The organism is Pseudomonas inefficax (assembly GCF_032164165.1).
Classification (GTDB): Bacteria; Pseudomonadota; Gammaproteobacteria; order Pseudomonadales; family Pseudomonadaceae; genus Aquipseudomonas; species Aquipseudomonas inefficax.
The window spans coordinates 4068324-4089795 of record NZ_CP134401.1; the positions used below are offsets into that span (position 1 = coordinate 4068324).

Sequence of the window (21472 nt, forward strand, 5' to 3'; positions counted from 1 at the left end):
TAAAAGCAGTAACAACCAAACCCGCGCCAATCATCAACCGTCTGGTCGTGGTCGGCCTCGGCCTGATCGGTGGCTCGTTCGCCAAGGGCCTGCGTGAAAGCGGCCTGTGCCGCGAAGTGGTCGGTGTCGACCTGGACGCCCCCTCGCGCAAGCAGGCCGTGGCCCTGGGCGTGGTCGATCGCTGCGAGGAAGACCTTGCCGCCGCCTGTGTCGGTGCCGATGTCATCCAGTTGGCCGTGCCGATCCTGGCCATGGAAAAGGTCCTGGCCCGCCTGGCTCAACTCGACCTCGGCGATGCCATCATTACCGATGTCGGCAGTGCCAAGGGCAACGTCGTCCGTGAGGCGCGAGCCGTCTTCGGTGCCCGCCTGTCGCGCTTCGTCCCCGGCCACCCCATCGCCGGCTCCGAGCAGAGCGGGGTAGAGGCCTCCAACGCCACCCTGTTCCGCCGGCACAAGGTCATTCTCACCCCGCTGGCCGAAACCGACCCGGCCGCCCTGGCCCTGGTCGACCGCCTGTGGCGCACGCTGGACGCCGATGTGGAGCACATGTCGGTCGAACGCCACGACGAAGTGCTTGCCGCCACCAGCCACCTGCCGCACCTGCTGGCCTTCGGCCTGGTCGATTCACTGGCCAAGCGCAATGAAAACCTCGAGATCTTCCGGTACGCTGCGGGAGGCTTCCGCGATTTCACGAGAATCGCTGGCAGCGACCCGACCATGTGGCACGACATCTTTCTCGCCAACCGCGACGCTGTCCTGCGCACGCTTGATACATATCGCAGCGATCTCGACGCCTTGCGCGACGCGATCGCTGAAGGGGACGGGCACCAGCTGCTGGGTGTATTCACCCGCGCACGCGTTGCCCGCGAGCATTTCAGTAAAATCCTGGCCCGCCGGGCCTATGTGGACGCTATGAACGCCAACGATCTGATTTTCCTGGCCCAACCGGGTGGCCGCCTGTCCGGGCGGATCCGCGTACCGGGCGACAAGTCGATTTCCCACCGCTCGATCATGCTCGGCTCGCTGGCCGAAGGCACCACCGAGGTCGAAGGTTTCCTCGAAGGTGAGGACGCGCTGGCGACCCTGCAGGCATTCCGTGACATGGGTGTGGTCATCGAAGGCCCCAACCACGGCCGCGTGACCATTCACGGCGTTGGCCTGCACGGCCTCAAGCCGCCACCCGGGCCGCTTTACGTGGGCAACTCGGGTACCTCGATGCGCCTGCTGTCGGGCCTGCTGGCCGGCCAGCCGTTCGATGTGACCATGACCGGCGACGCTTCGCTGTCCAAGCGCCCGATGAACCGTGTGGCCAACCCGCTGCGCGAAATGGGTGCCGTGGTCGAGACCGGCCCTGAAGGCCGCCCGCCGCTGACCATCCGCGGTGGCCACAAGCTCAAGGCGCTGACCTACACGCTGCCGATGGCCAGTGCCCAGGTCAAATCCTGCCTGCTGCTGGCCGGCCTGTACGCCGAAGGCAAGACCACCGTCACCGAGCCTGCGCCAACCCGTGACCACACCGAGCGCATGCTGCGCGGCTTCGGCTACAGCGTCGACAGCAACGGCCCGGTGGCCTCGCTGCAGTCCGGCGGCAAGCTCACTGCCACCCGTATCGAAGTACCGGCCGACATTTCCTCGGCGGCGTTCTTCCTGGTGGCGGCGTCCATCGCCGAAGGCTCGGAGCTTGTGCTGGAGCACGTTGGCATCAACCCCACCCGTACCGGCGTGATCGACATCCTGCGCCTGATGGGCGGTGACATCACCCTGGAAAACCAGCGTGAAGTCGGTGGCGAGCCGGTGGCCGACCTGCGCGTGCGCGGTGCCAGGCTGAAAGGCATCGACATCCCTGAAGAGTTGGTGCCACTGGCGATCGACGAGTTCCCGGTGCTGTTCGTCGCCGCTGCCTGCGCCGAAGGGCGTACCGTGCTGCGGGGTGCCGAAGAGCTGCGGGTGAAGGAATCCGACCGTATCCAGGTCATGGCCGACGGCCTGATCACCCTGGGCATCAAGTGCGAGCCGACCCCGGACGGCATCATCATCGACGGCGGCCAGTTGGGCGGCGGCGAAGTGCATGGCCACGGTGACCACCGTATCGCCATGGCCTTCAGTGTTGCCTCGCTGCGCGCCAGCGCGCCGATCCGCATCCACGATTGCGCCAACGTCGCCACCTCGTTCCCCAACTTCCTGGCGCTGTGCGCCGAAGTGGGCATCCGCGTGGCGGAAGAGGGCAAGTCGTGAGTGCCCTGGCGCCGGTCATCACCATCGACGGGCCAAGCGGTTCGGGGAAGGGCACGGTTGCCGGGCTGCTGGCCCGCGAGCTGGGCTGGAGGCTGCTGGACTCTGGCGCGCTGTACCGTTTGCTGGCGTTCAATGCCAGCAACCACGGCGTCGATCTCACCAACGAAGAGCTGCTGACCAAGCTTGCCGCCCATCTGGATGTGCAGTTCGTCGCCGCCGAGCCCGGTAAGCTGCAACAGATCATCCTCGAGGGCGAGGACGTCAGCAATGTCATCCGCACCGAAACAGTCGGTGCCGGTGCCTCGATGGTCGCTTCGCTGCCGGCCGTGCGTGATGCGTTGCTGGTGCGTCAGCGTGAATTCCGCGAGGCGCCGGGCCTGATTGCCGACGGTCGCGACATGGGTACCGTGGTGTTCCCGGACGCGCCGTTGAAGATCTTCCTCACCGCCAGTGCGGAGGAGCGGGCACGTCGCCGCTACCTGCAGTTGAAGGGCAAGGGTGAAGATGTTAGTCTGTCGAGTCTGCTGGATGAGATTCGTGCGCGTGATGAGCGCGACACCCAACGTGCAGTGGCCCCGCTGAAGCCAGCGGTCGATGCCATTCAGTTGGACTCTACCGAGTTGTCCATCGAGCAGGTGTTGCAACGTATCAGGAGCGAGATCGCGCTACGCGACCTTCTCTGATAGCCAGGAAAGCAGGCAGGGGCACCAGTCAACGTCCTGCCGGCTTTCCTTTACTTAAAACAAACCCACATTGTCTGGAATGTGGCGATGGGCGTCTGTTTCGCCCGAATCTACAGGAATTAAAATGAGCGAAAGCTTTGCAGAACTCTTTGAAGAAAGCCTGAAAACCCTCAATCTTCAGCCGGGTGCCATCATCACCGGTATCGTTGTCGACATCGACGGCGACTGGGTTACCGTACACGCTGGCCTGAAGTCCGAGGGCGTCATCCCGCTCGAGCAGTTCTACAACGAAGCTGGCGAGCTGACCATCAAGGTCGGTGACGAAGTTCACGTTGCGCTGGACGCGGTCGAAGACGGCTTTGGCGAAACCAAACTGTCCCGTGAAAAAGCCAAGCGCGCCGAGTGCTGGATTGTTCTGGAAGCAGCTTTCGCCGCCGAAGAAGTGGTCAAGGGCGTTATCAACGGTAAGGTTAAGGGCGGCTTCACTGTCGACGTTAACGGCATCCGTGCGTTCCTGCCGGGCTCCCTGGTTGATGTCCGCCCTGTGCGCGACACCACCCACCTGGAAGGCAAAGAGCTGGAATTCAAGGTCATCAAGCTGGACCAGAAGCGCAACAACGTTGTCGTTTCCCGTCGCAGCGTGCTGGAAGCCGAGAACTCCGCCGAGCGCGAAGCCCTGCTGGAAACCCTGCAGGAAGGCCAGCAAGTCAAAGGTATCGTCAAGAACCTCACCGACTACGGCGCATTCGTGGACCTGGGCGGTATCGACGGCCTGCTGCACATCACCGACATGGCCTGGAAGCGCATCAAGCACCCATCGGAAATCGTTAACGTTGGCGACGAAGTCGACGTACGCGTTCTGAAGTTCGACCGCGAGCGCAACCGCGTTTCGCTGGGTCTGAAGCAGATGGGCGAAGATCCGTGGGTAGCTATCACTGCCCGTTACCCAGAAGGTACTCGCGTACAGGCTCGCGTTACCAACCTGACCGACTACGGCTGCTTCGCTGAGCTGGAAGAAGGCGTTGAAGGTCTGGTACACGTTTCCGAAATGGACTGGACCAACAAGAACATCCACCCGTCGAAAGTCGTTCAGGTTGGCGACGAAGTGGAAGTCATGGTTCTGGACATCGACGAAGAGCGTCGTCGTATCTCCCTGGGCATCAAGCAGTGCAAGTCCAACCCATGGGAAGACTTCTCCGGCCAGTTCAACAAGGGTGACAAGATCACCGGTACCATCAAGTCGATCACCGACTTCGGTATCTTCATCGGCCTGGACGGCGGCATCGACGGCCTGGTTCACCTGTCCGACATCTCCTGGAACGAAACCGGCGAAGAAGCCGTACGTCGTTTCAAGAAGGGCGACGAGCTGGAAACCGTCATCCTGTCGGTCGACCCAGAGCGCGAGCGCATCTCCCTGGGCATCAAGCAGCTGGAAGACGATCCGTTCTCCAACTTCGTTGCTGTCAATGACAAGGGCGCTATCGTCAAGGGCATCGTGAAAGAAGTTGACGCCAAAGGCGCCATCGTCACCCTGGCCGACGACATCGAAGCTACTCTGAAAGCTTCCGAAATCAGCCGTGACCGCGTTGAAGACGCGCGTAACGTTCTGAAGGAAGGCGAAGAGATCGAAGCCAAGATCATCAGCGTTGACCGCAAGTCCCGCGTTATCAGCCTGTCCATCAAGTCGAAGGACGATGCTGAAGAGCGCGAAGCCATCCAGAGCCTGAAAAACGCTCCGGAAGCGGCTGCCGACACCACCATGGCTGCGCTGCTGCGCGAAGCAATGGCCAAGCAGAACTGAGTTCTGTTTGATCGGTAAAAAAAGGCGACCTTCGGGTCGCCTTTTTTTTATGCTGAAAGAAGGCCATGTCGGGGGATTGTGCGATGTTGATGTTTGGCGACGTCATGGAAAATCGCGGGCGCGATAACAATTTCCTGATCATCAGGCTGCTGGCGGCAACTGCCGTAGTGGTGGGGCATTCCTTTGCGTTGTCCTATCTGGAGTGCCTGAGTTGTACCGACCCTGGGTTGCAGTTGGGTATGCCGGTGCCCGTTCATAGCCTGGGCGTGGAAGTATTCTTCATGGTCAGCGGTTTGTTGATCGCTGCCAGTGGTGAAAAGAACAGCGCCCGGGACTTCTACCTTGCCCGCGCCTTGCGGATCCTGCCTGGTTTGCTGGTGTGCCTGTTGCTCATGGCCTTTGTGCTGGGGCCTGTGGTTACCTCCCTGCCGCTTGCTGAGTATTTTTCCCAGCGCCAGGTTTACAGGTACGTCTATAGCCCGCTGTTGGTGTTCAAGGATGCCCAGTTCGTATTGCCTGGGGTGGGCTTTACCCCGCGGCACTATGGAGAATCGGTCAATGGCAGCTTGTGGACCATTCCATTGGAAGCGCGCATGTACGTGGTGCTGGGGATGTTGGTGCTGGTGGCCAAGGTTTGCCGATGGCCGATGACGGCGCTGACGCTTGCCGCGCTGGTGATTGCGCTTGGCCTGCATACCTTGCACCCAGCCTTTGCGGGCTACCCGTTCAAGCTGGTTGTGTGTTTCCTGGCCGGGTCGGCGTTTTATTCGTGCCGGGCGGTGATCCCGTACAACGGGTGGCTGTTGCTTGCCTGTGTTGTGTTGTTCCTGTTGGTCAAGGGTGGGCGCCTTGAGGTTTTTGCGTTTGCCGTTCTGACGATGTACGGCACGTTGTATGCAGCTTATCGCCCGCAGTTGAAGCTTCCTTCGTTTTTGGAGGATTACTCGTACGGTATCTACCTGTATGCATTTCCTATCCAGCAAGTGTTGGCGGCTGCGATGCCGTGGGCCGGGCCTTACTGGCTGATGTTAGCTGCCGTACCGGCATCCTGGTTGGCGGGGTATGTGTCGTGGCAGTTGGTAGAGAAGCCTGCCTTGGCGATGCGCAAGCGCTTTTCCCGAGCGGGTTCCCGGCAGCAGTTGGCATAGGCGCCTGGCCCCCAACAGCTGGCGTGCCCTGCGCAGAAGGTGAGCACTGAATTCGCAAGCGGTCCGTGTACCCTGTGGGAGCGGCTTTAGCCGCGAAGAATTCAGCGCGATGCATGGCACCGGCTGCGCCGGTGTTCGCGGGTGAACCCGCTCCCACATGGTCTGTGCCGGGCGCCAGTACTTGAACGGGCCTCTTGTAAACGGTCTTGTGTCGCGAAAAGCCCGCTCCCCAACAGGTCGATGCCTGGCTTGAAAGCAGACTGCGTCTCTGCAGGGGCAGCGACCCAGGCCGGATTTGCAAAAGCCTGCACGGCCCCTATGGGAGCTGGCTTGCCGGCGATGGGGCCAGCCCTGCCAACCCCCGCCAGCTAGACCATTCCTGTAAAACTTCAATCTTGAATTTTTTTATTAAGTCAAGAACCACCCTGTTCAAATCCCTCCCAGCGTGCTACAAACTGGTTAAGCAATGATCTAGCTGCTTGATAACGAAGGGAAAAATATGACGAAGTCGGAGCTGATCGAACGTATTGTCACCCATCAGGGGCTGCTCTCGTCCAAGGACGTGGAGCTGGCCATCAAGACCATGCTTGAACAGATGTCACAATGCCTTGCCACTGGTGATCGCATCGAGATTCGTGGTTTTGGCAGCTTCTCGCTGCACTATCGCGCCCCACGCGTAGGCCGTAACCCGAAGACCGGCCAGTCGGTCAGCCTCGAAGGCAAGTTCGTGCCCCACTTCAAACCCGGCAAAGAGCTGCGCGACCGGGTCAATGAAGAAGAGCATGATGAGGCCCACACCTGATCCACAAGGAGCAATCTGATGCGTAACCTCAAGCGCGCCCTGGCGGCGGTGTTCGTGCTGCTGTTGGCGGCTGTGGTGCTGTTCTTCGTGCTGGAGAACCAGCAAACCGTCTCGTTGGTCCTGTTCGGTTGGGCAGCCCCGGCCATGCCGGTCGCCGTACTGGTCTTGGCCGCGCTGGTCATTGGCCTGGCAGTCGGTCCACTGCTGGGTGCCTACGGCGTGCAGCGCAGCAAGCGCAAGATCAAGGCTTCTGCCCGCCAGGCAGCATTGAGCGGTAACTAAGGACATTTCCTACAACTGTTTGGGAAAGTCTCACCTATGCCTATACCGGTCGTCATGGAGTAATAACGCACTTCATTTTCGGTCCAGGCGAGTGTGTGCAGCATGGAATATCCTGTTCTTTCCCATCACGGTGGCACCCATGGCGTTACCGGCTCCTGCCATCAACTGCACCTCGATCTATCCACCAGCCTGCTGATCGACTGCGGCCTGGAGCAGGGCAGCGATGCCGCGCCAGGCGCAGCATCGGCGCCGCTCGGCTTCAACGTCCAGGGCATCCAGGCCTTGGTCATCACCCATGTGCATCTAGACCATGTTGGCCGCATCCCGGCGCTGCTGGCTGCCGGCTACCGTGGCCCCATCCTGTGCAGCGAGCCCTCCGCGCGGTTGCTGCCGCTGATACTGGAGGACGCCTACAAGCTGAGCATCAGCAGCGAGCCCGCCCATGTGGCGAGATACCTCGATTTCCTCCGTGACCTCATCGTGCCCCTGCCTTTCGAGCAGTGGCACGCACTGGTCGAGCGCCCCGGTGTCAGCTGTCGCATTCGCCTGCAACGTGCCGGGCATCTGCTGGGCTCGGCGTATGTCGAGTGTGACATCCAGCATGAGCAAACCAACACTCGCTACGTGTTTTCCGGCGACCTCGGTGCCTGCAACAACCCCTTGCTGCGCCCCGTGCAACCCCCGGAGCGGGCCGATGTGCTGGTGCTCGAAAGCACCTACGGCGACCGCCTGCACCCGCCTGCCGGTGACCGCGAGCAGCGCCTGGAAGCGGCCATCGACCGCGCCCTGGCCGACCAGGGCACGCTGCTGATTCCGGCGTTCAGCCTTGGCCGTACACAGGAGCTGCTGTACGAACTGGAAGGCATTCTGAACCGCAAGGCCCTGCTGAACAAAGCAGCCCCGGCCACCGATGGCGATCCGCTGGACTGGTCGCAGTTACCTATCATCCTTGATTCACCTCTGGCCCAACGCATCACCGGCGTGTACCGCGAACTGCACGACTACTGGAATGCCGAGGCCAGGGCGCGCCTTGCCGAAGGGCGCGACCCGCTGGGGTTCAGCCAACTGATCAGTGTGGATACCCATGCCCGCCATCAGCAAGTGGTCAATTACCTCAAGAGCACCGGACGGCCAGCGATCGTGATTGCTGGTAACGGTATGTGCTCGGGTGGGCGCATCGTCAATTACCTCAAGGCCATGCTGGGTGATTCGCGACATGAGGTGATGTTTGTGGGGTATCAGGCCAAGGGGACGCCGGGGGCGGTGATGCAGGCCAGTGAAGGGTCGGAAGGGTTTGTGCAGATTGATCTGGATGGGCAGATGCATGAGCTGCGCGCCAAGGTCATGACATTGCCGGGATATTCCGGGCATGCGGACCAACAGGGGCTGGTGCGGTTTGCCTTGGGCGGCCAGCTGCAACCCGCGAAGGTGGTGTTGGTACATGGCGAAATAGGCGCAAAAAAAGCGCTGCAAGGGGCGTTGCGCCAGCAGGCTGAACAGGCGGGCGCCTGCCTGGAGGTCTCGATACCCTGAACCCTTGGTCTGACAATGCATGCAGGCTGCCGCCCGGCGGGAACTTATTCAGGCGAGGTTTATCTACTGCGACTAACCCCGACGCTGGATGGGCTAGGTATTGGCATATTGCCGCTACACTGGAGAGGGAGCGCGTCTCGCCAGTTCCATGCAGTCGCTCGTGTTGTTTTGGTATACCAGAAACCGTGCACACAGTCAGACCCAAGGAAAAACCCAAGAAATGCGCAATGACGTTGAGCACCGCAGTAGCAATAGTGAAGAAGTTGACTTGTTGGAGTTTCTGGAGGGGGTATGGCGACAAAAGCTTCTCATCTTTCTGGTTACGATAGCTGTCACTTTCATTGCACTGGCTTATGCGCTGTTGGCCAAACCGGTTTATGAAGCGAAAGTTTTTCTGACGGCGCCTTCGTCAAGTGATATTGCCGACTTGAACTATGGGCGGACCAACCAGACCGGGCTCGAGCCTTTTACCTCACGGAAGGTCTTTGATATCTTCGTCGAACATTTGAACGGTGAGACCCTGCGACGGCAGTTTTTCAAAGAAGTTTACCTGCCCTCCATCCCCCGGGGTCAGGGGACGCAAGGCGCCTTGTACGCTGCGTTCAATGGCTCCTTTGATGTGGTGCAACCGGCAGGTGAGCCGGCTCGGGCCTACGTGGCCTTCCGGGGTCGTGACCCTGCCGTGGCATCCGATTGGGCTGCTGCCTATGTCGACAAGGCCAGCGCGGCTGCCAAGGCCGAGCTGTTGCACGATGCGACCAGGGAGGCCGAGGTCCGCGCCAGCGCGCTGCAACTGGAGCTCGACAACCTGCGGGAAAACGGCCAGCGCGAGCGTGAGGACAAGATCACCCGCTTGCAAGAGGCGCTGCGCATTGCAACTGCCATTGGCCTGGAAAATCCACCGCTGATAAACGGCGAAGTCTCCAAGGCATTGTCGTCGAAAATGGACGGTGAGCTGACTTACATGCGCGGAAGCAAGGCGCTGGCTGCGGAAATTGGTAATTTGCAGCAGCGTAAAAGCGAAGATCCGTTCATCCTTGAACTCCGTGATTTACAAACAAGGCAGCAGTTTTACCAAGGGCTCGTAGCAGCGAAGCGCAATTTTAGTGTTTATCAGCTTGACGGCACGATAGAGCAACCGGACGTGCCGATTAAACCCAGGCGCAACTTGATCATTGCATTGGGTGTGATTGTTGGCCTTGGCCTGGGTTGCCTGATTGCAACCCTGAGATATGCCTTGCAAAATCTGCAAAGACGCCGGGCCTGACGCTGAACATGAACATCAGCGCGCACGCTACATTTAGCGCGAGACATTTGCCGTGCAAACGGTGAAACTGCCGTAATAAGGGGGCTGGCCTGGCTGGCCCCGACAAAACATCATGCCAAAGGTTTACCGATGAAGCTTGTTCAAACGAACATTCCTGATGTAGTCATAGTGGAACCCGCCGTGTACGAGGATGATCGCGGGTGGTTCACGGAAACCTTCAATGAAACCCGCTTTCATGGCGCATTGCTCGAGCTTGGCCTGAGCAAGCCCCGCGCGTTCGTCCAGGACAACCATTCCATGTCCCACCGCGGCGTCTTGCGCGGCTTGCACTTTCAGCGCGCGCCGCACGCCCAGGGCAAGCTGGTGCGGGTAGTGCGTGGCGCTGTCTATGACGTGGCAGTCGATATCCGCCCTGGCTCCCCGACTTTCGGGCAATGGGTGGGGGTGGAGCTGAGCGAGCGCAACAACCGCATGTTGTGGATCCCCGAAGGGTTCGCGCACGGTTTTATCGCCCTCGAGGACGACACCCACTTCCTGTACAAGACCACCGATGTTTACAACAAGGAAGCCGAAGGCAGTATCCACTGGGATGACCCCGACCTTGCGATCGACTGGCCCATGCGTGATGGCCTGATCGTCAGCGAAAAGGACAACCAGGCCCCATCGTTCCGGCACCACTTGAGTGCCGCCGATGAGGGCACCCTGGCCCAGATCGAGCTGTTCAAGGTGCTGGGCGATCACCGCGGCCAGCTGGTGGCCTTGCAAGCCCTGGACAACGTGCCGTTCGCCATCCAGCGTGTGTACTACCTGACCGAAACGCTGCCCGGGGTTTCCCGCGGCTTCCACGCCCACAAGGAACTCAACCAACTGGCCATCTGCGTGTCCGGGCGCTGCCGGATGCTGATGGATGACGGTACCACCCGCACCGACCATTGGCTGGACGCGTTCAACAAGGGCATCCTGATTCCGCCCATGGTCTGGCACGAAATGCATGATTTCAGCCCGGATTGCGTGCTGCTGGTACTGGCCGACGCGCATTACGACGAGGCCGACTACATTCGTGACTACACCACGTTCACGGAGCTGAAACGCGATGCCTAGCATTCATCAACTGGCCGATGTGAAAAGCGACGCCATCGGCGAAGGCACCCGGGTCTGGCAGTTTGTCGTGATCATGAAAGGTGCGCAGATCGGGCGTAATTGCAACATCTGCGCACATACCCTGATTGAAGGCGACGTGGTGCTGGGCGATAACGTCACGGTCAAGTCTGGCGTTTATCTATGGGACGGTACCCGTATTGCCGATGATGTGTTCATCGGCCCCAACGCCACCTTTACCAACGACGCGATGCCACGTTCCAAGGTTTACCCGGAGCGGTTCAATGGCATTACCCTGGAGCGCGGCGCCAGCATCGGCGCCAATGCCACCTTGCTGCCAGGCGTTGTCGTCGGCGAGTACGCCATGGTGGGGGCCGGGGCGGTGGTGACCAAGGACGTCCCGCCTTACGCGGTCGTTGTAGGCAATCCAGCAAAAATTATCAGGGTGATAGACCGCAATGGTTAAGTTTCTCGATCTGCAGGGTGTGAATGCGCAATACCGTCAGGCATTGATTGATGCCTGCACCGAGGTTATCGACTCGGGCTGGTACATCATGGGCGAAAAGCTCAAGCAGTTCGAAGCCCAGTTCGCCGGTTACTGCGGAGTAAAGCACTGCATTGGCGTGGCCAACGGCCTGGACGCGCTGATACTGACCTTGCGTGCCTGGAAACAACTGGGCCGCATCGCCGAGGGTGATGAGGTGCTGGTACCTGCCAACACTTATATTGCCACCATCCTCGCGATTACCGAGAACAAGCTGGTGCCGGTGCTGGTGGAGCCCGATGAGGCCAGCTTCAACCTGGGCGCGCACAACCTGGAGCAAGCGCTGACCCCGCGCACCCGGGTGATCATGCCGGTGCACCTGTATGGCCGCTTGGCCGACATGCCTGCGATCAACGCATTCGCCAAGCAACATGGCCTGCTAGTGCTGGAAGACTCTGCCCAATCCCACGCTGCCAAGCTGGACGGGCGCCGCGCGGGGGCATGGGGCGATGCCTCGGGCTTCAGCTTCTACCCAGGCAAGAACCTTGGGGCACTGGGTGATGCCGGTGCGGTCACCACCAACGACGATGCGCTGGCTGATACGCTGAAATCGTTGCGCAACTACGGTTCGCATGTGAAGTACATGAACATGTACCAAGGGGTGAACAGCCGCCTGGACGAACTGCAGGCTGCGCTGCTGAGCGTGAAGTTGCCGTACCTGGACGAAGAAACACGCTTGCGCCAGCAGGTTGCGCAGCGGTACCTGGCCGGCATCGACAACCCGGCCATCCACTTGCCTGACCCGGGGGTTGCCGGCCAGCATGCCTGGCACCTGTTCGTGGTGCGCAGCGAATGCCGCGAACAGTTGCAGCAGCATCTGGCCCAGCAAGGTGTACAGACCTTGGTGCACTATCCGATTCCACCACACCGACAGCAGGCCTATCCGCAACTGGCCGACCTGTCGTTGCCGCTGACCGAGCGGCTGCATGAGCAGGTGTTGAGCCTGCCCATGGACCCGACCTTGACTGCGTCCTCAGTCCAGCACGTCATTGACGCCTGCAACAGCTTTTCGCGTCCTTGAGTGCCAGGTATGACCCTGATCAGAACTAGCCTGCTCAATGCCATAGCGGTTGCGGTAAAGATGGCCACCTTGCTTGGCCTCAACAAGGTGCTGGCCCTGTATGTAGGGCCGGCCGGGTATGCGGCCATCGGCCAGCTGCAGAACGCAGTGACCATGTTCACCACCCTGGCCAGCGGTGCCGTCAGCACGGGTGTGACCAAGTACACGGCGGAGTTTGCCGAGCAGCCCGAAGAGCAACGCAAGGTGTGGAAAACCGCCGGCACATTGTCGGTACTGGTTTCGCTGCTGCTTGCGGTGCTGATCATCGTGCTGCGCAAACCCTTGGCCAGTTGGTTCTTCAATGATGAATCGCTGGCTTCGGTGCTGCTGTGGTTTGCCGCCACCCTGGTGTTCTTTGCCTTCAACTCATTGTTGCTGGGGGTTCTCAATGGCAAGAAGGATGTGCCCCGCTATGTGCTGGCCAACATCCTGGGCAGCTTGATTTCGCTGGTAGTAACCTGCGCGCTGACCATCCAGCTAGGGCTGTACGGTGCGCTGGTAGCCCTGGCCGTGTACCAGTCGTTGAGCTTTGTGGCCACCTTGCTGATCTGCATGCGCACGCCCTGGTTCCACCTGGCCGACTTTTTTGGTGGCCTGGACCGTCAGGCCCTGGGCCGGCTCTCGAAGTTCGCGCTGATGGCCGTGGTCACGGCATGCTCCCTGCCGGTTTGCCATGTGTTCCTGCGGGACTACCTGGGCAACACCTTCGGCTGGGAGCAAGCCGGCTACTGGGAGGCCATGTGGCGTCTGAGTTCGGCGTACCTGATGCTGATCACCACCACCCTGGCGGTGTATTACCTGCCGCGGCTGTCCGAACTGGCAGATGCCGGCGAGCTGCGCCGGGAGATTTTGCAGGGCTACAAACTGATCCTGCCGATGACCATTCTCGCCGGGCTGGTGATCTACCTGCTGCGCGACTTCATCATTCAGGTACTGTTCTCCGAATCGTTCCTGCCAATGCGCGAGCTGTTCGCCTGGCAGATGGTCGGCGACAGCCTGAAGATCGCCAGTTGGCTGATGGCCTACCTGATGCTGGGCAAGGCCCTGACGCGGCTGTACCTGGTGACGGAAATCCTCGCGACCCTGTCGCTGTACGGCTTGACGGTGTACCTCACGCAGCTTTGGGGTTACGAGAAGGTCACACTGGCCTACGCAGTCAATTACCTGTTGTACGCGATTGTCATGTATTTCACGGTTTTCCGGCGTTTGCCGACGATTGTCGCTGATTCGGCACGGAGCTGAACAATGAAGCAAGTGGTGGAGCAGCTGCAGGATCGGATACTGACGGCAGCGCCGGGCCCGGCTTTGGCCCAGGCGCAAGTCTATGGCGCGCTGCTCTGGGCCGTGGACCTGGACATCTACGAGGCGGCCGCGCTGGAGCGCCACCTGGTGGCCCGATGCGCCAGCCAGGTCAAGCTGCCGGCTGCCAGCAGCGTATCGCGCGGTTGCCTGCATGTGGTCAGCGAACCCTATATGCAAGGCGGGCATACCCGGCTGATGGAGCGCCTGGCGCACATGCACGAGGGGCCTGTGGACCTGCTGGTTGCGCGCAGCGCCAAGCCCCAGGTGCTTGAACGCCTGGCAGGCTATTTTGCCCATATCGAGGTGGCAAACGGCGATGACCCGTGCGCCCGGCTGCAGTCCATCGTCGACATCCTGGCCCAGTACGACAAGGTGGTGCTGCACATTCACCCGGACGACATCATCACCACCGTTGCCTGTGGTTTGCTGAAGCAGCAGCGTGGTGCCGCGCTGACGGTGTACTTCGTCAACCACGCCGACCACGTGTTCAGCTTTGGTGCGTCGGTGGCCGACGTGTATTTCGAGATCAGCGCCTACGGGCACCACCTGGACAAGAAAAAGCACCTCACCTGCCAGAAGAGCTTCCTGGCGATCCCGATCGAGACCAGCGGCGCCAGAGTGCCGGATGCCGTGCCAACCCACGAGCGGATCAAGGTGTTCAGCGCTGCCTCGGCAGCCAAGTACAAGCCCCACGGCGGCCTGGACATGCGCCCGTCGATCACGGCGATTCTTCAGCGTTTCCCCAATGCCGAGTGCTGGATCATCGGCGCCAACCCCCTGACCAACACCTGGTGGTGGACAGTGAAGCTGCGCTACCCCAAGCGCTTCTTCATCCGCCGCCACCTACCGTACAAGGACTACCTGGCCTTTGCGGAAAAAGCCGACTTCTACCTGGACAGCTTCCCTATACCCGGTGGCACGGCGTTCGCCGAGCAATTGCTCAAGGGCCGGCGTTGCGTGGGCTTGGTGGCGCCGATCCAGGGCTACTCCCCCGCAGACAGCCTGAAGGTGGCCAGCGTCGACCAACTGCTGGCCAGCATCGAACAGCCCCGGCCCAGTGCCCCGGTACTGGAGGCGGTGCAGCGGGTCAATTCGCTGGAGGCGGTGAAAGCGCGTTACCTGGCTTGCATCGAGCAGGGCGAATACAGCGAGAACGAACTGGCAGCCATGTTGCCGTGGACGGGCAACCTCGATTTCATGAAACCGACAGGTAAGGTCACTAGCATGATCCCTGCGGATGTCTTCGACGCCCTGTGCCGCATAGACCCGAAGCTGGCGTTGCGAGCGCTGTTTGCCTATGCCTGGGTACCGAGAATCAAACTCTTGATCAAGGTCACGCTGTTCCGGCTGGCCAGGCTGACCAGAGCGCGAGGGTGAGTGTGATCAGGATCTTTATCGGCGTGCTGTTCTGCCTGCTGTTCTTCAGCGACTTCGTAGTGTTGACGCTGGGGCTGGGCAGTGTGTTTGCCGGATGGCGAGAAATGATCAGCCTACTGATGATCACGTGGCTCCTGCTGCGGGTGCTGGCCAGCGTCACGGCGCGTGGCAAGGTCAACCTTGAAGTCGGGCGGTGGTTGCTGGTGGTGCTGTTTTTCGCCTTCCTGTACCTGCTGTTCGGCGACTTGAGCGCATCGTCGGTGCGCATGTTCCGCGCGCTGGCCGTACCGGTGTTCATTGGCATGGCGGTGGCCGTCTGGGCCCAGGCGGTGCCGACCGAGAAAAAGCTGCGCCATGTGTACTGGTCAGTGCTGGCAATGAGCGTACTCACCGGCGTGTATGCGTTGTATCAGTACCTGACCATCGCTTCGGTCGAGCAGTTCTGGTACTGGCCGCTGCTTACCGCCAAAGGCTATGAGCTGCAACCCTACAACTCGATGCGTGACGGGCTGCCCCGGGTTTCTGGCTTTTTTACCGGCACGCTGGAATTTTCTGCGGTAATCCTCAATACCGCCGCCATGACCCTGGCCGTGTTGCTCAGCGGGCGCAACTGGTCTTTGACCCGGCGCCTGCTGCTGAGTTTTGCCTTCCTGCTGCTGTGCGGGCTGATTGTGATCGGTTCGGTACGTACGGCCATGATCGGCCTGATGTGCATCTGCTCGATGCTGGTGGTGGCCCGGGTGCTGCGCACGGCCTGGCTGATCTCGCTGCTGGGCTACCTGCAGTTCGTGGGTCTGACCGCAGCGATTTTCGCCTACCTGTCGATGGGCTACACCGAGGACTTGTCGGCCCTGGACCGCGAGCGCCAGTGGCTGCACATGTTTGAGGTGCTTGGCGCGCACCCCATGGGCTATGGCTTTGGCGCGGTAGGCCCGGGCCAGCCGCACTGGTTCGATTCGTTCTGGCTCAACCTGCTGGCCACCTGCGGTTGGGTCGGCCTACTGATCATGGCCGGGTTGATCCTTTGGTATCACAAGCTGGTGACGATCATCGTCCGGGACAGGGCCCATGCCAGCTCCTGGAAAAATGGCCTGGGCAACTTCGTGATTGCCAGCTACCCGTTCTTCCTGAGCTCGTTCTTTTTCCAGTCCTATACGAACAGTGTTGTCCTCTACATTTTCGCGATCGTGGTGATGGTGATCCTTGGTGAAAACAGAAGAACAAAAGTTGAGCCTGGCAGTCCTGATCGTCCTGTATCGGAAAGCTAGCCAGGACTCGATTGCCCTGCAGTCGTTGCTCACGCAGCAGGCGTTGCTGCGCGACGAGGGTATCGACCTGCAACTGCACGTCTGGAACAACTCCCCCGGCGTGGCACAGCCGTGCCCGGGTGTGCGCTGGCACGAGGCGGACAACCAGCGGCTGTCGGTGGTCTATAACCAGGTTGCCGAACAGGTGTTTGCAGCCGGGGTCGACCTGTTCATGATCTCGGATGACGACACCAACTATTCGGATGTAAGCCTTTCTCGCTGCCTGGAGCAGATCCAGCAAGTGCTCGACACGCATGATGGTGATCAGGTTGGTGTATTCCTACCGATGATGGTCAGTAACCACCAGTTGGTCAGCCCGGGAGCACGTTGGCTTTTCAAGGGCCGTTTGACACCCTCCGTCACCCCTGGCGTAGTCTCTTCAAAGAACCTGGTGGGTATAAACAGCGGCTTGATCTTCACCAAAGCCTGCTACAAGCGCATGTCGCCGTTTTATGATGAGCGTCTACGGTTTTATGCCACAGACAGCAACTTCTTCATTCGTTATGAAAAGGTATTCCCTAAGGCATGTGTTCTGAATGTGACGATTGCACACGACCTATCCGAGCACAGCGCCGACACCCCTGCACGTGCCTTGTTTCGATTTGAGGAGATGGTGCTGGGTCTTCGCATCAGCTTTGAGTCGCACTCGTTGATGGTGCGCGGCTTGCTAAATTCTTATCTTTTCTATGCAGCCGTACGCAAAGCTGTTGTTTACCGCCGCCCATCCTTTCTGAAGGCGTTGTTTTCCAGCGCGGGGTTTGTCAAATGAGTTTCGAGCAAAGCAGGTCCGTTGTGAAGACATTTCATTGTGCCCACCTGCTAAATGATTACAGTGGCAGCCCTCGCATGCTGGGTCAGACCATCATGGCGCTGCAGAGCCATGACAATGAATGCAGTTTGTATGTAGGTAGTAGCGGTCAAGGCGTTCTGGACGAACTGGATGTACCGACTTACAAGTACGCATACAGGCGTTTCGGCAACCGTTGGCTGACTTTGCTGGCATATTTCTGGTCCCAGGTAGCTCTATTCTTCCTCCTGTGCAGACGCGCCCGGCCAGGTTCGATTGTGCTGGTCAATACAATGCTACCGTTTGGCGCAGCCCTTGCTGGAAAATTGCGAGGCGCAACAGTGGTTTATCATCTCCACGAGACGTCGATCAACCCGGCTGTACTCAAAGCATTTCTTCGTTGGGTTATCGGTCGTTGTGCCAGCAAAGTCGTCTATGTTTCAAAGTACTTGCAGCAACATGATGTGATTGCAGGTGTGCCCGCAATCACCGTCTATAACGGTCTGGCCGATTCTTTTCAACGCCAAGCTGCTAGCTCCGTCTACCAGCATCGGCATCAGGGGCAGTTTGGTGTTTTGATGTTGACGTCGTTAAAGGCTTACAAGGGCGTTAACGAGTTCGTTGCCCTGGCGTCGGCCATGGCTGATCACACCCAGGTAAAGTTCACATTGGTCCTCAGCGCCAGCCAGGATGAGGTAGATGACTACTTCAAGAGCGTAACCGTACCTGAAAACCTTGCCCTTCACCCCGCCACTTCGGATGTAGTGCGGTTCTACTCCAACGCCAGTTTGGTATTGAACCTTTCTCGCGTTGAGAGCTGCGTCGAAACCTTTGGCCTGACCATTCTCGAGGCAATGGCTTTCGGCATCCCGACCATAGTGCCCCCGGTAGGAGGCCCGGTCGAACTGGTCAGTGACGGGGTTGAGGGCTACCAGATCGATTCGAAGAACCATGAACAACTGGTGCGCACCGTTGCGCGCCTGTCGCAGGACCCACAGGTGTGCCAGGCACTGTCCGAGCGCGCACGCAGAAAAGCGAGTGAGTTTTCCACCGCCAACTTCCAGAAAAATATCGTGATGGTGTTTGATGACCTATAAGATTGCAGTGATTGGTACGGTCGGTTTGCCCGCACAATACGGTGGTTGGGAAACACTGACCGAACAATTGGTGCGCAACCTGCCGGTTGACTGCGAACTCACCGTATATTGCAGTGCACCCCATTACCCCCAGCGCCCGAAGTTTTTCGAACGTGCCCGCCTGGTCTACCTGAACCTCAAGGCCAATGGCGTGCAAAGCATTCCGTACGATGTGCTGAGCATGCTGCACGCCTACCGCAAGCATGACCTGATGCTGATTCTGGGGGTTTCCGGCTGCATTGCCCTGCCATTCATGCGCCTGCTGACCCGCAAGCCGATCGTGGTGAACATCGACGGCTATGAATGGAAGCGCGCCAAGTGGTCCAACTTCGCCCGCTGGTTCCTGAAGTTGTCCGAAGCGGTGGCCGTGCGTTTTGCCCATGCGGTCATCACCGACAACAAGGTGTTGCAGGAATATGTGACCGCTGAATACAACAAGCCCAGCGAACTGATTGCCTATGGCGGCGACCAGGCCAGGGCCGGCGAGCCAAGCGAGCAAGCCCGCCAGGCTTACCCCTTCCTGGGTGCACCCTATGCCTTTACGGTGTGCCGCATCGAGCCGGAGAACAACATCCATGTCATTCTCGAAGCCTTCGCTGGCTCTGGCATGCCGCTGGCAATCATCGGCAACTGGAACCACAGTGAATACGGCGTGCAACTGCGCAAGCAATACGAAGGGGTGAGCAATATTCACCTGCTGGACCCGATCTACGACGTGGAGCAACTGAGCCCGCTGCGCAGCAATGCCACGGTGTACCTGCATGGTCACAGTGCCGGTGGTACCAATCCGTCGCTTGTCGAAGCCATGTGGCTTGGCCTGCCGGTGGTGGCCTTCGATGTGTCGTTCAACCGCGCCACCACCGAAGACCAGGCGCTGTACTTTGCCGACAGCACCTCGCTGCGCAACCACGCCCAAGACCTGTTTGCCGATGAAGGCGCCCGTGGGCAGCTGTCGGCGCGCCTGCATGAAATTGCCAACCGCCGATACCGCTGGTCGGTGGTGGCAGACCAGTACCGTAACGTGTTCACCCGCCTGCTGGGCCGGGCGGGGAGAGGCTGATGGCCGAGCAAGGCAACGGGCAACGGCCGGGTATCCTGGCCACCGGCGGTAGCGGCTTTGTCGGCAATGCGTTGCTGCAGCGGCTTGCGGCAGACACACGCTGGGCGCCGCGCGCGCTGGTACGACAAGCGCCCGGCCAGCGGCTGGCGGGCGTCGACTACCGGCCATTCAGCGCGCTGGCGGCGGTGGATGTTGCGTCCGGGCATTTCGAGCAGGTCGACACCGTAATCCACCTGGCCTCCCGCGTGCACGTAATGCAGGAAACCGCCGCCGATCCGCTGGCCGAGTTCCGCCGGGTAAACGTGGAAGGTACCCTGAGCCTGGCCCGGGCCGCCGCCCAGGCCGGCGTGCGGCGCTTCATTTTTGTAAGCTCGGTGAAGGTGAACGGCGAAACCACCAACGGCCGCCAGCCGTTCACCGCCGACGAAACCCCCGCGCCTTCGGACCCGTACGGCATCTCCAAGCGCGAAGCCGAAGACGGCCTGCGCCAACTGGCCGCTGAAACCGGGCTGGAAGTGGTGATCGTGCGCCCGGTGCTGGTATATGGCCCAGGCGTGAAAGCCAACTTCCGCAGCATGATGAACTGGCTGAGCAAAGGCGTGCCGCTACCGTTCGGCGCCATCCACAACAAACGCAGCCTGGTGGCGCTGGACAACCTGGTGGACCTGCTTGTGACCTGCATCGACCACCCGGCCGCCGCCAACCAGACTTTTCTGGCCAGCGATGGCCACGACCTGTCCACCACCGAACTGCTGCAACGGCTGGGCAATGCGCTGGGCAAGCCAGCCAGGCTGCTGCCTGTACCCGCCGCCTGGCTGAAGGGTGCGGCCACGTTGGCCGGCAAGGCCGGGCTGGCCCAGCGTCTGTGCGGCTCGCTGCAGGTAGACATTGGCAAAACCCGTGAACTGCTGGGCTGGCAGCCTCCGCTGGATGTCGACCAGGCACTTCGGGCCACGGCACTCAACTTTCTGAAAGAGCAAGACGAATGATGGCATGGTGGCTTATCCCCCTGGTCGCAGGGGCATCCCTGCTCTTGACCGCAGCGCTGCGGCGCTACGCCCTGAACAAGCAGATCATCGACGTGCCCAACGCGCGCAGTTCGCACACCGTGCCCACCCCACGGGGTGGCGGTGTGGCCATTGTGCTGAGCTTTCTGGGCTGCCTGCCACTGCTGGGCCTGGCGGGTGCAGTGCCGCTGCCGGTACTGGTTGCCATCGGCGGGGCAGGGGCACTGATCGCGGTAATCGGCTTCATGGACGACCACGGCCACATCGCTGCCCGCTGGCGCCTGCTCGGCCACTTCGCTGCAGCCGCCTGGATGCTGTACTGGCTGGGCGGCCTGGCGCCGCTGCAGGTGTTCGGCTTTACCCTGGACCTGCAGTGGTTCGGCTACATCCTGGCCGCGTTCTACAGCGTGTGGATGCTCAACCTGTATAACTTCATGGACGGTATCGACGGTATCGCCAGCGTCGAAGCGGTGACCGCCTGCCTGGGCATGGTGTTGCTCTCGGCCTTGGCCGGTGCGCCACAGTTGATGGCGCTGCCACTGTTGCTGGCGGCGGCCACGCTAGGCTTCCTGTTCTGGAACTTCCCGCCGGCCAGGATCTTCATGGGTGACGCCGGCAGTGGCTTCCTTGGTATCGTGCTGGCAGGCCTGTCGCTGCAGGCGGCCTGGGCCGCGCCGCAGCTGTTCTGGTGCTGGCTGATCCTGCTGGGCGTGTTCGTGGTCGACGCTACCTTCACCCTGATCCGCCGCCTGCTGCGCGGCGACAAGGTGTACGAAGCGCACCGCAGCCACGCCTACCAGTTCGCCTCGCGCCACTATGGCAAGCACCTACCGGTGACCCTGGCTGTGGCCGGGCTCAACCTGTTCTGGCTGCTGCCAGTGGCCTTGTGTGTGCTGTTGCTGGGCCTGGACGGCGTGTTGGGCGTGATCATCGCCTACCTGCCATTGGCGTTTCTGGCCGTGCGCTGGCGCGCCGGTGAACTCGAACACTAGCTAGAGTGATAGAAAGAAGACGCTAGACATGTCACTTTGCAACGCTCTC

Annotated in this window: 19 protein-coding genes and 1 pseudogene; all 20 read left to right on the forward strand. The window is 60.5% G+C overall.

Going from position 1 to position 21472, the window contains the following annotated elements; all coding sequences use genetic code 11:
* Nucleotides 1–29 precede the first annotated feature (29 nt).
* On the forward strand, nucleotides 30–2237 hold the full coding sequence (locus tag RIN61_RS18380; protein WP_258392777.1) for a bifunctional prephenate dehydrogenase/3-phosphoshikimate 1-carboxyvinyltransferase: 2208 nt from the start codon (nucleotides 30–32) through the stop codon (nucleotides 2235–2237).
* Entirely contained in the window at nucleotides 2234–2920 is a 687-nt protein-coding gene (gene cmk, locus RIN61_RS18385; protein ID WP_112249308.1) for a (d)CMP kinase, read from the forward strand. Before RIN61_RS18380 ends, cmk begins: the two co-directional genes overlap by 4 nt.
* A gap of 124 nt (nucleotides 2921–3044) precedes the next feature.
* Nucleotides 3045–4721 (forward strand): 30S ribosomal protein S1, encoded by a 1677-nt coding sequence (rpsA, locus tag RIN61_RS18390; protein ID WP_003252673.1) that lies wholly within the window; start codon nucleotides 3045–3047, stop codon nucleotides 4719–4721.
* An 83-nt stretch (nucleotides 4722–4804) separates the two neighbouring features.
* On the forward strand, nucleotides 4805–5869 hold the full coding sequence (locus RIN61_RS18395; RefSeq protein ID WP_313853276.1) for an acyltransferase family protein: 1065 nt from the start codon (nucleotides 4805–4807) through the stop codon (nucleotides 5867–5869).
* 499 nt (nucleotides 5870–6368) lie between these two features.
* On the forward strand, nucleotides 6369–6671 hold the full coding sequence (gene ihfB, locus RIN61_RS18400) for an integration host factor subunit beta (RefSeq protein WP_087501542.1): 303 nt from the start codon (nucleotides 6369–6371) through the stop codon (nucleotides 6669–6671).
* Nucleotides 6672–6689: 18 nt separating this feature from the next.
* Nucleotides 6690–6953, forward strand: a complete 264-nt coding sequence (locus RIN61_RS18405) for a lipopolysaccharide assembly protein LapA domain-containing protein (protein WP_046615541.1) — start codon at nucleotides 6690–6692, stop codon at nucleotides 6951–6953.
* Nucleotides 6954–7055: 102 nt separating this feature from the next.
* Nucleotides 7056–8486 (forward strand): MBL fold metallo-hydrolase RNA specificity domain-containing protein, encoded by a 1431-nt coding sequence (locus tag RIN61_RS18410; protein ID WP_313853282.1) that lies wholly within the window; start codon nucleotides 7056–7058, stop codon nucleotides 8484–8486.
* Between the two features lie 220 nt (nucleotides 8487–8706).
* Nucleotides 8707–9753 (forward strand): LPS O-antigen chain length determinant protein WzzB, encoded by a 1047-nt coding sequence (locus RIN61_RS18415; protein WP_215520402.1) that lies wholly within the window; start codon nucleotides 8707–8709, stop codon nucleotides 9751–9753.
* Between the two features lie 129 nt (nucleotides 9754–9882).
* Nucleotides 9883–10422, forward strand: a pseudogene (rfbC, locus tag RIN61_RS18420) (dTDP-4-dehydrorhamnose 3,5-epimerase); the annotation flags it as partial.
* Between the two features lie 57 nt (nucleotides 10423–10479).
* Nucleotides 10480–10854: a sugar 3,4-ketoisomerase gene (locus RIN61_RS18425; protein ID WP_256202897.1), complete on the forward strand. Its 375-nt coding sequence runs from the start codon at nucleotides 10480–10482 to the stop codon at nucleotides 10852–10854.
* Entirely contained in the window at nucleotides 10847–11317 is a 471-nt protein-coding gene (locus RIN61_RS18430) for an acyltransferase (protein WP_215520404.1), read from the forward strand. Before RIN61_RS18425 ends, RIN61_RS18430 begins: the two co-directional genes overlap by 8 nt.
* Entirely contained in the window at nucleotides 11310–12416 is a 1107-nt protein-coding gene (locus RIN61_RS18435) for a DegT/DnrJ/EryC1/StrS family aminotransferase (protein ID WP_215520405.1), read from the forward strand. Before RIN61_RS18430 ends, RIN61_RS18435 begins: the two co-directional genes overlap by 8 nt.
* A gap of 9 nt (nucleotides 12417–12425) precedes the next feature.
* Nucleotides 12426–13697: an O-antigen translocase gene (locus RIN61_RS18440; protein ID WP_215520406.1), complete on the forward strand. Its 1272-nt coding sequence runs from the start codon at nucleotides 12426–12428 to the stop codon at nucleotides 13695–13697.
* Nucleotides 13698–13700: 3 nt separating this feature from the next.
* Nucleotides 13701–15134 carry a hypothetical protein gene (locus RIN61_RS18445; protein WP_215520407.1) on the forward strand — a complete coding sequence of 478 codons (1434 nt, stop codon included), beginning with the start codon at nucleotides 13701–13703 and terminating at the stop codon, nucleotides 15132–15134.
* 2 nt (nucleotides 15135–15136) lie between these two features.
* Nucleotides 15137–16402: a hypothetical protein gene (locus RIN61_RS18450; protein ID WP_215520408.1), complete on the forward strand. Its 1266-nt coding sequence runs from the start codon at nucleotides 15137–15139 to the stop codon at nucleotides 16400–16402.
* Nucleotides 16341–17210: a hypothetical protein gene (locus tag RIN61_RS18455; RefSeq protein WP_313853295.1), complete on the forward strand. Its 870-nt coding sequence runs from the start codon at nucleotides 16341–16343 to the stop codon at nucleotides 17208–17210. The genes RIN61_RS18450 and RIN61_RS18455 overlap by 62 nt, the downstream gene beginning before the upstream one ends.
* Nucleotides 17207–18325 (forward strand): glycosyltransferase family 4 protein, encoded by a 1119-nt coding sequence (locus RIN61_RS18460; protein WP_252192048.1) that lies wholly within the window; start codon nucleotides 17207–17209, stop codon nucleotides 18323–18325. Before RIN61_RS18455 ends, RIN61_RS18460 begins: the two co-directional genes overlap by 4 nt.
* Nucleotides 18315–19424 (forward strand): DUF1972 domain-containing protein, encoded by a 1110-nt coding sequence (locus RIN61_RS18465; protein WP_215520409.1) that lies wholly within the window; start codon nucleotides 18315–18317, stop codon nucleotides 19422–19424. Before RIN61_RS18460 ends, RIN61_RS18465 begins: the two co-directional genes overlap by 11 nt.
* On the forward strand, nucleotides 19424–20413 hold the full coding sequence (locus tag RIN61_RS18470) for a UDP-glucose 4-epimerase family protein (RefSeq protein WP_215520410.1): 990 nt from the start codon (nucleotides 19424–19426) through the stop codon (nucleotides 20411–20413). The genes RIN61_RS18465 and RIN61_RS18470 overlap by 1 nt, the downstream gene beginning before the upstream one ends.
* Complete coding sequence (locus RIN61_RS18475; RefSeq protein WP_215520411.1) at nucleotides 20410–21423, forward strand: MraY family glycosyltransferase; 1014 nt, start codon at nucleotides 20410–20412, stop codon at nucleotides 21421–21423. Before RIN61_RS18470 ends, RIN61_RS18475 begins: the two co-directional genes overlap by 4 nt.
* The last annotated feature ends 49 nt before the right edge of the window (nucleotides 21424–21472 follow it).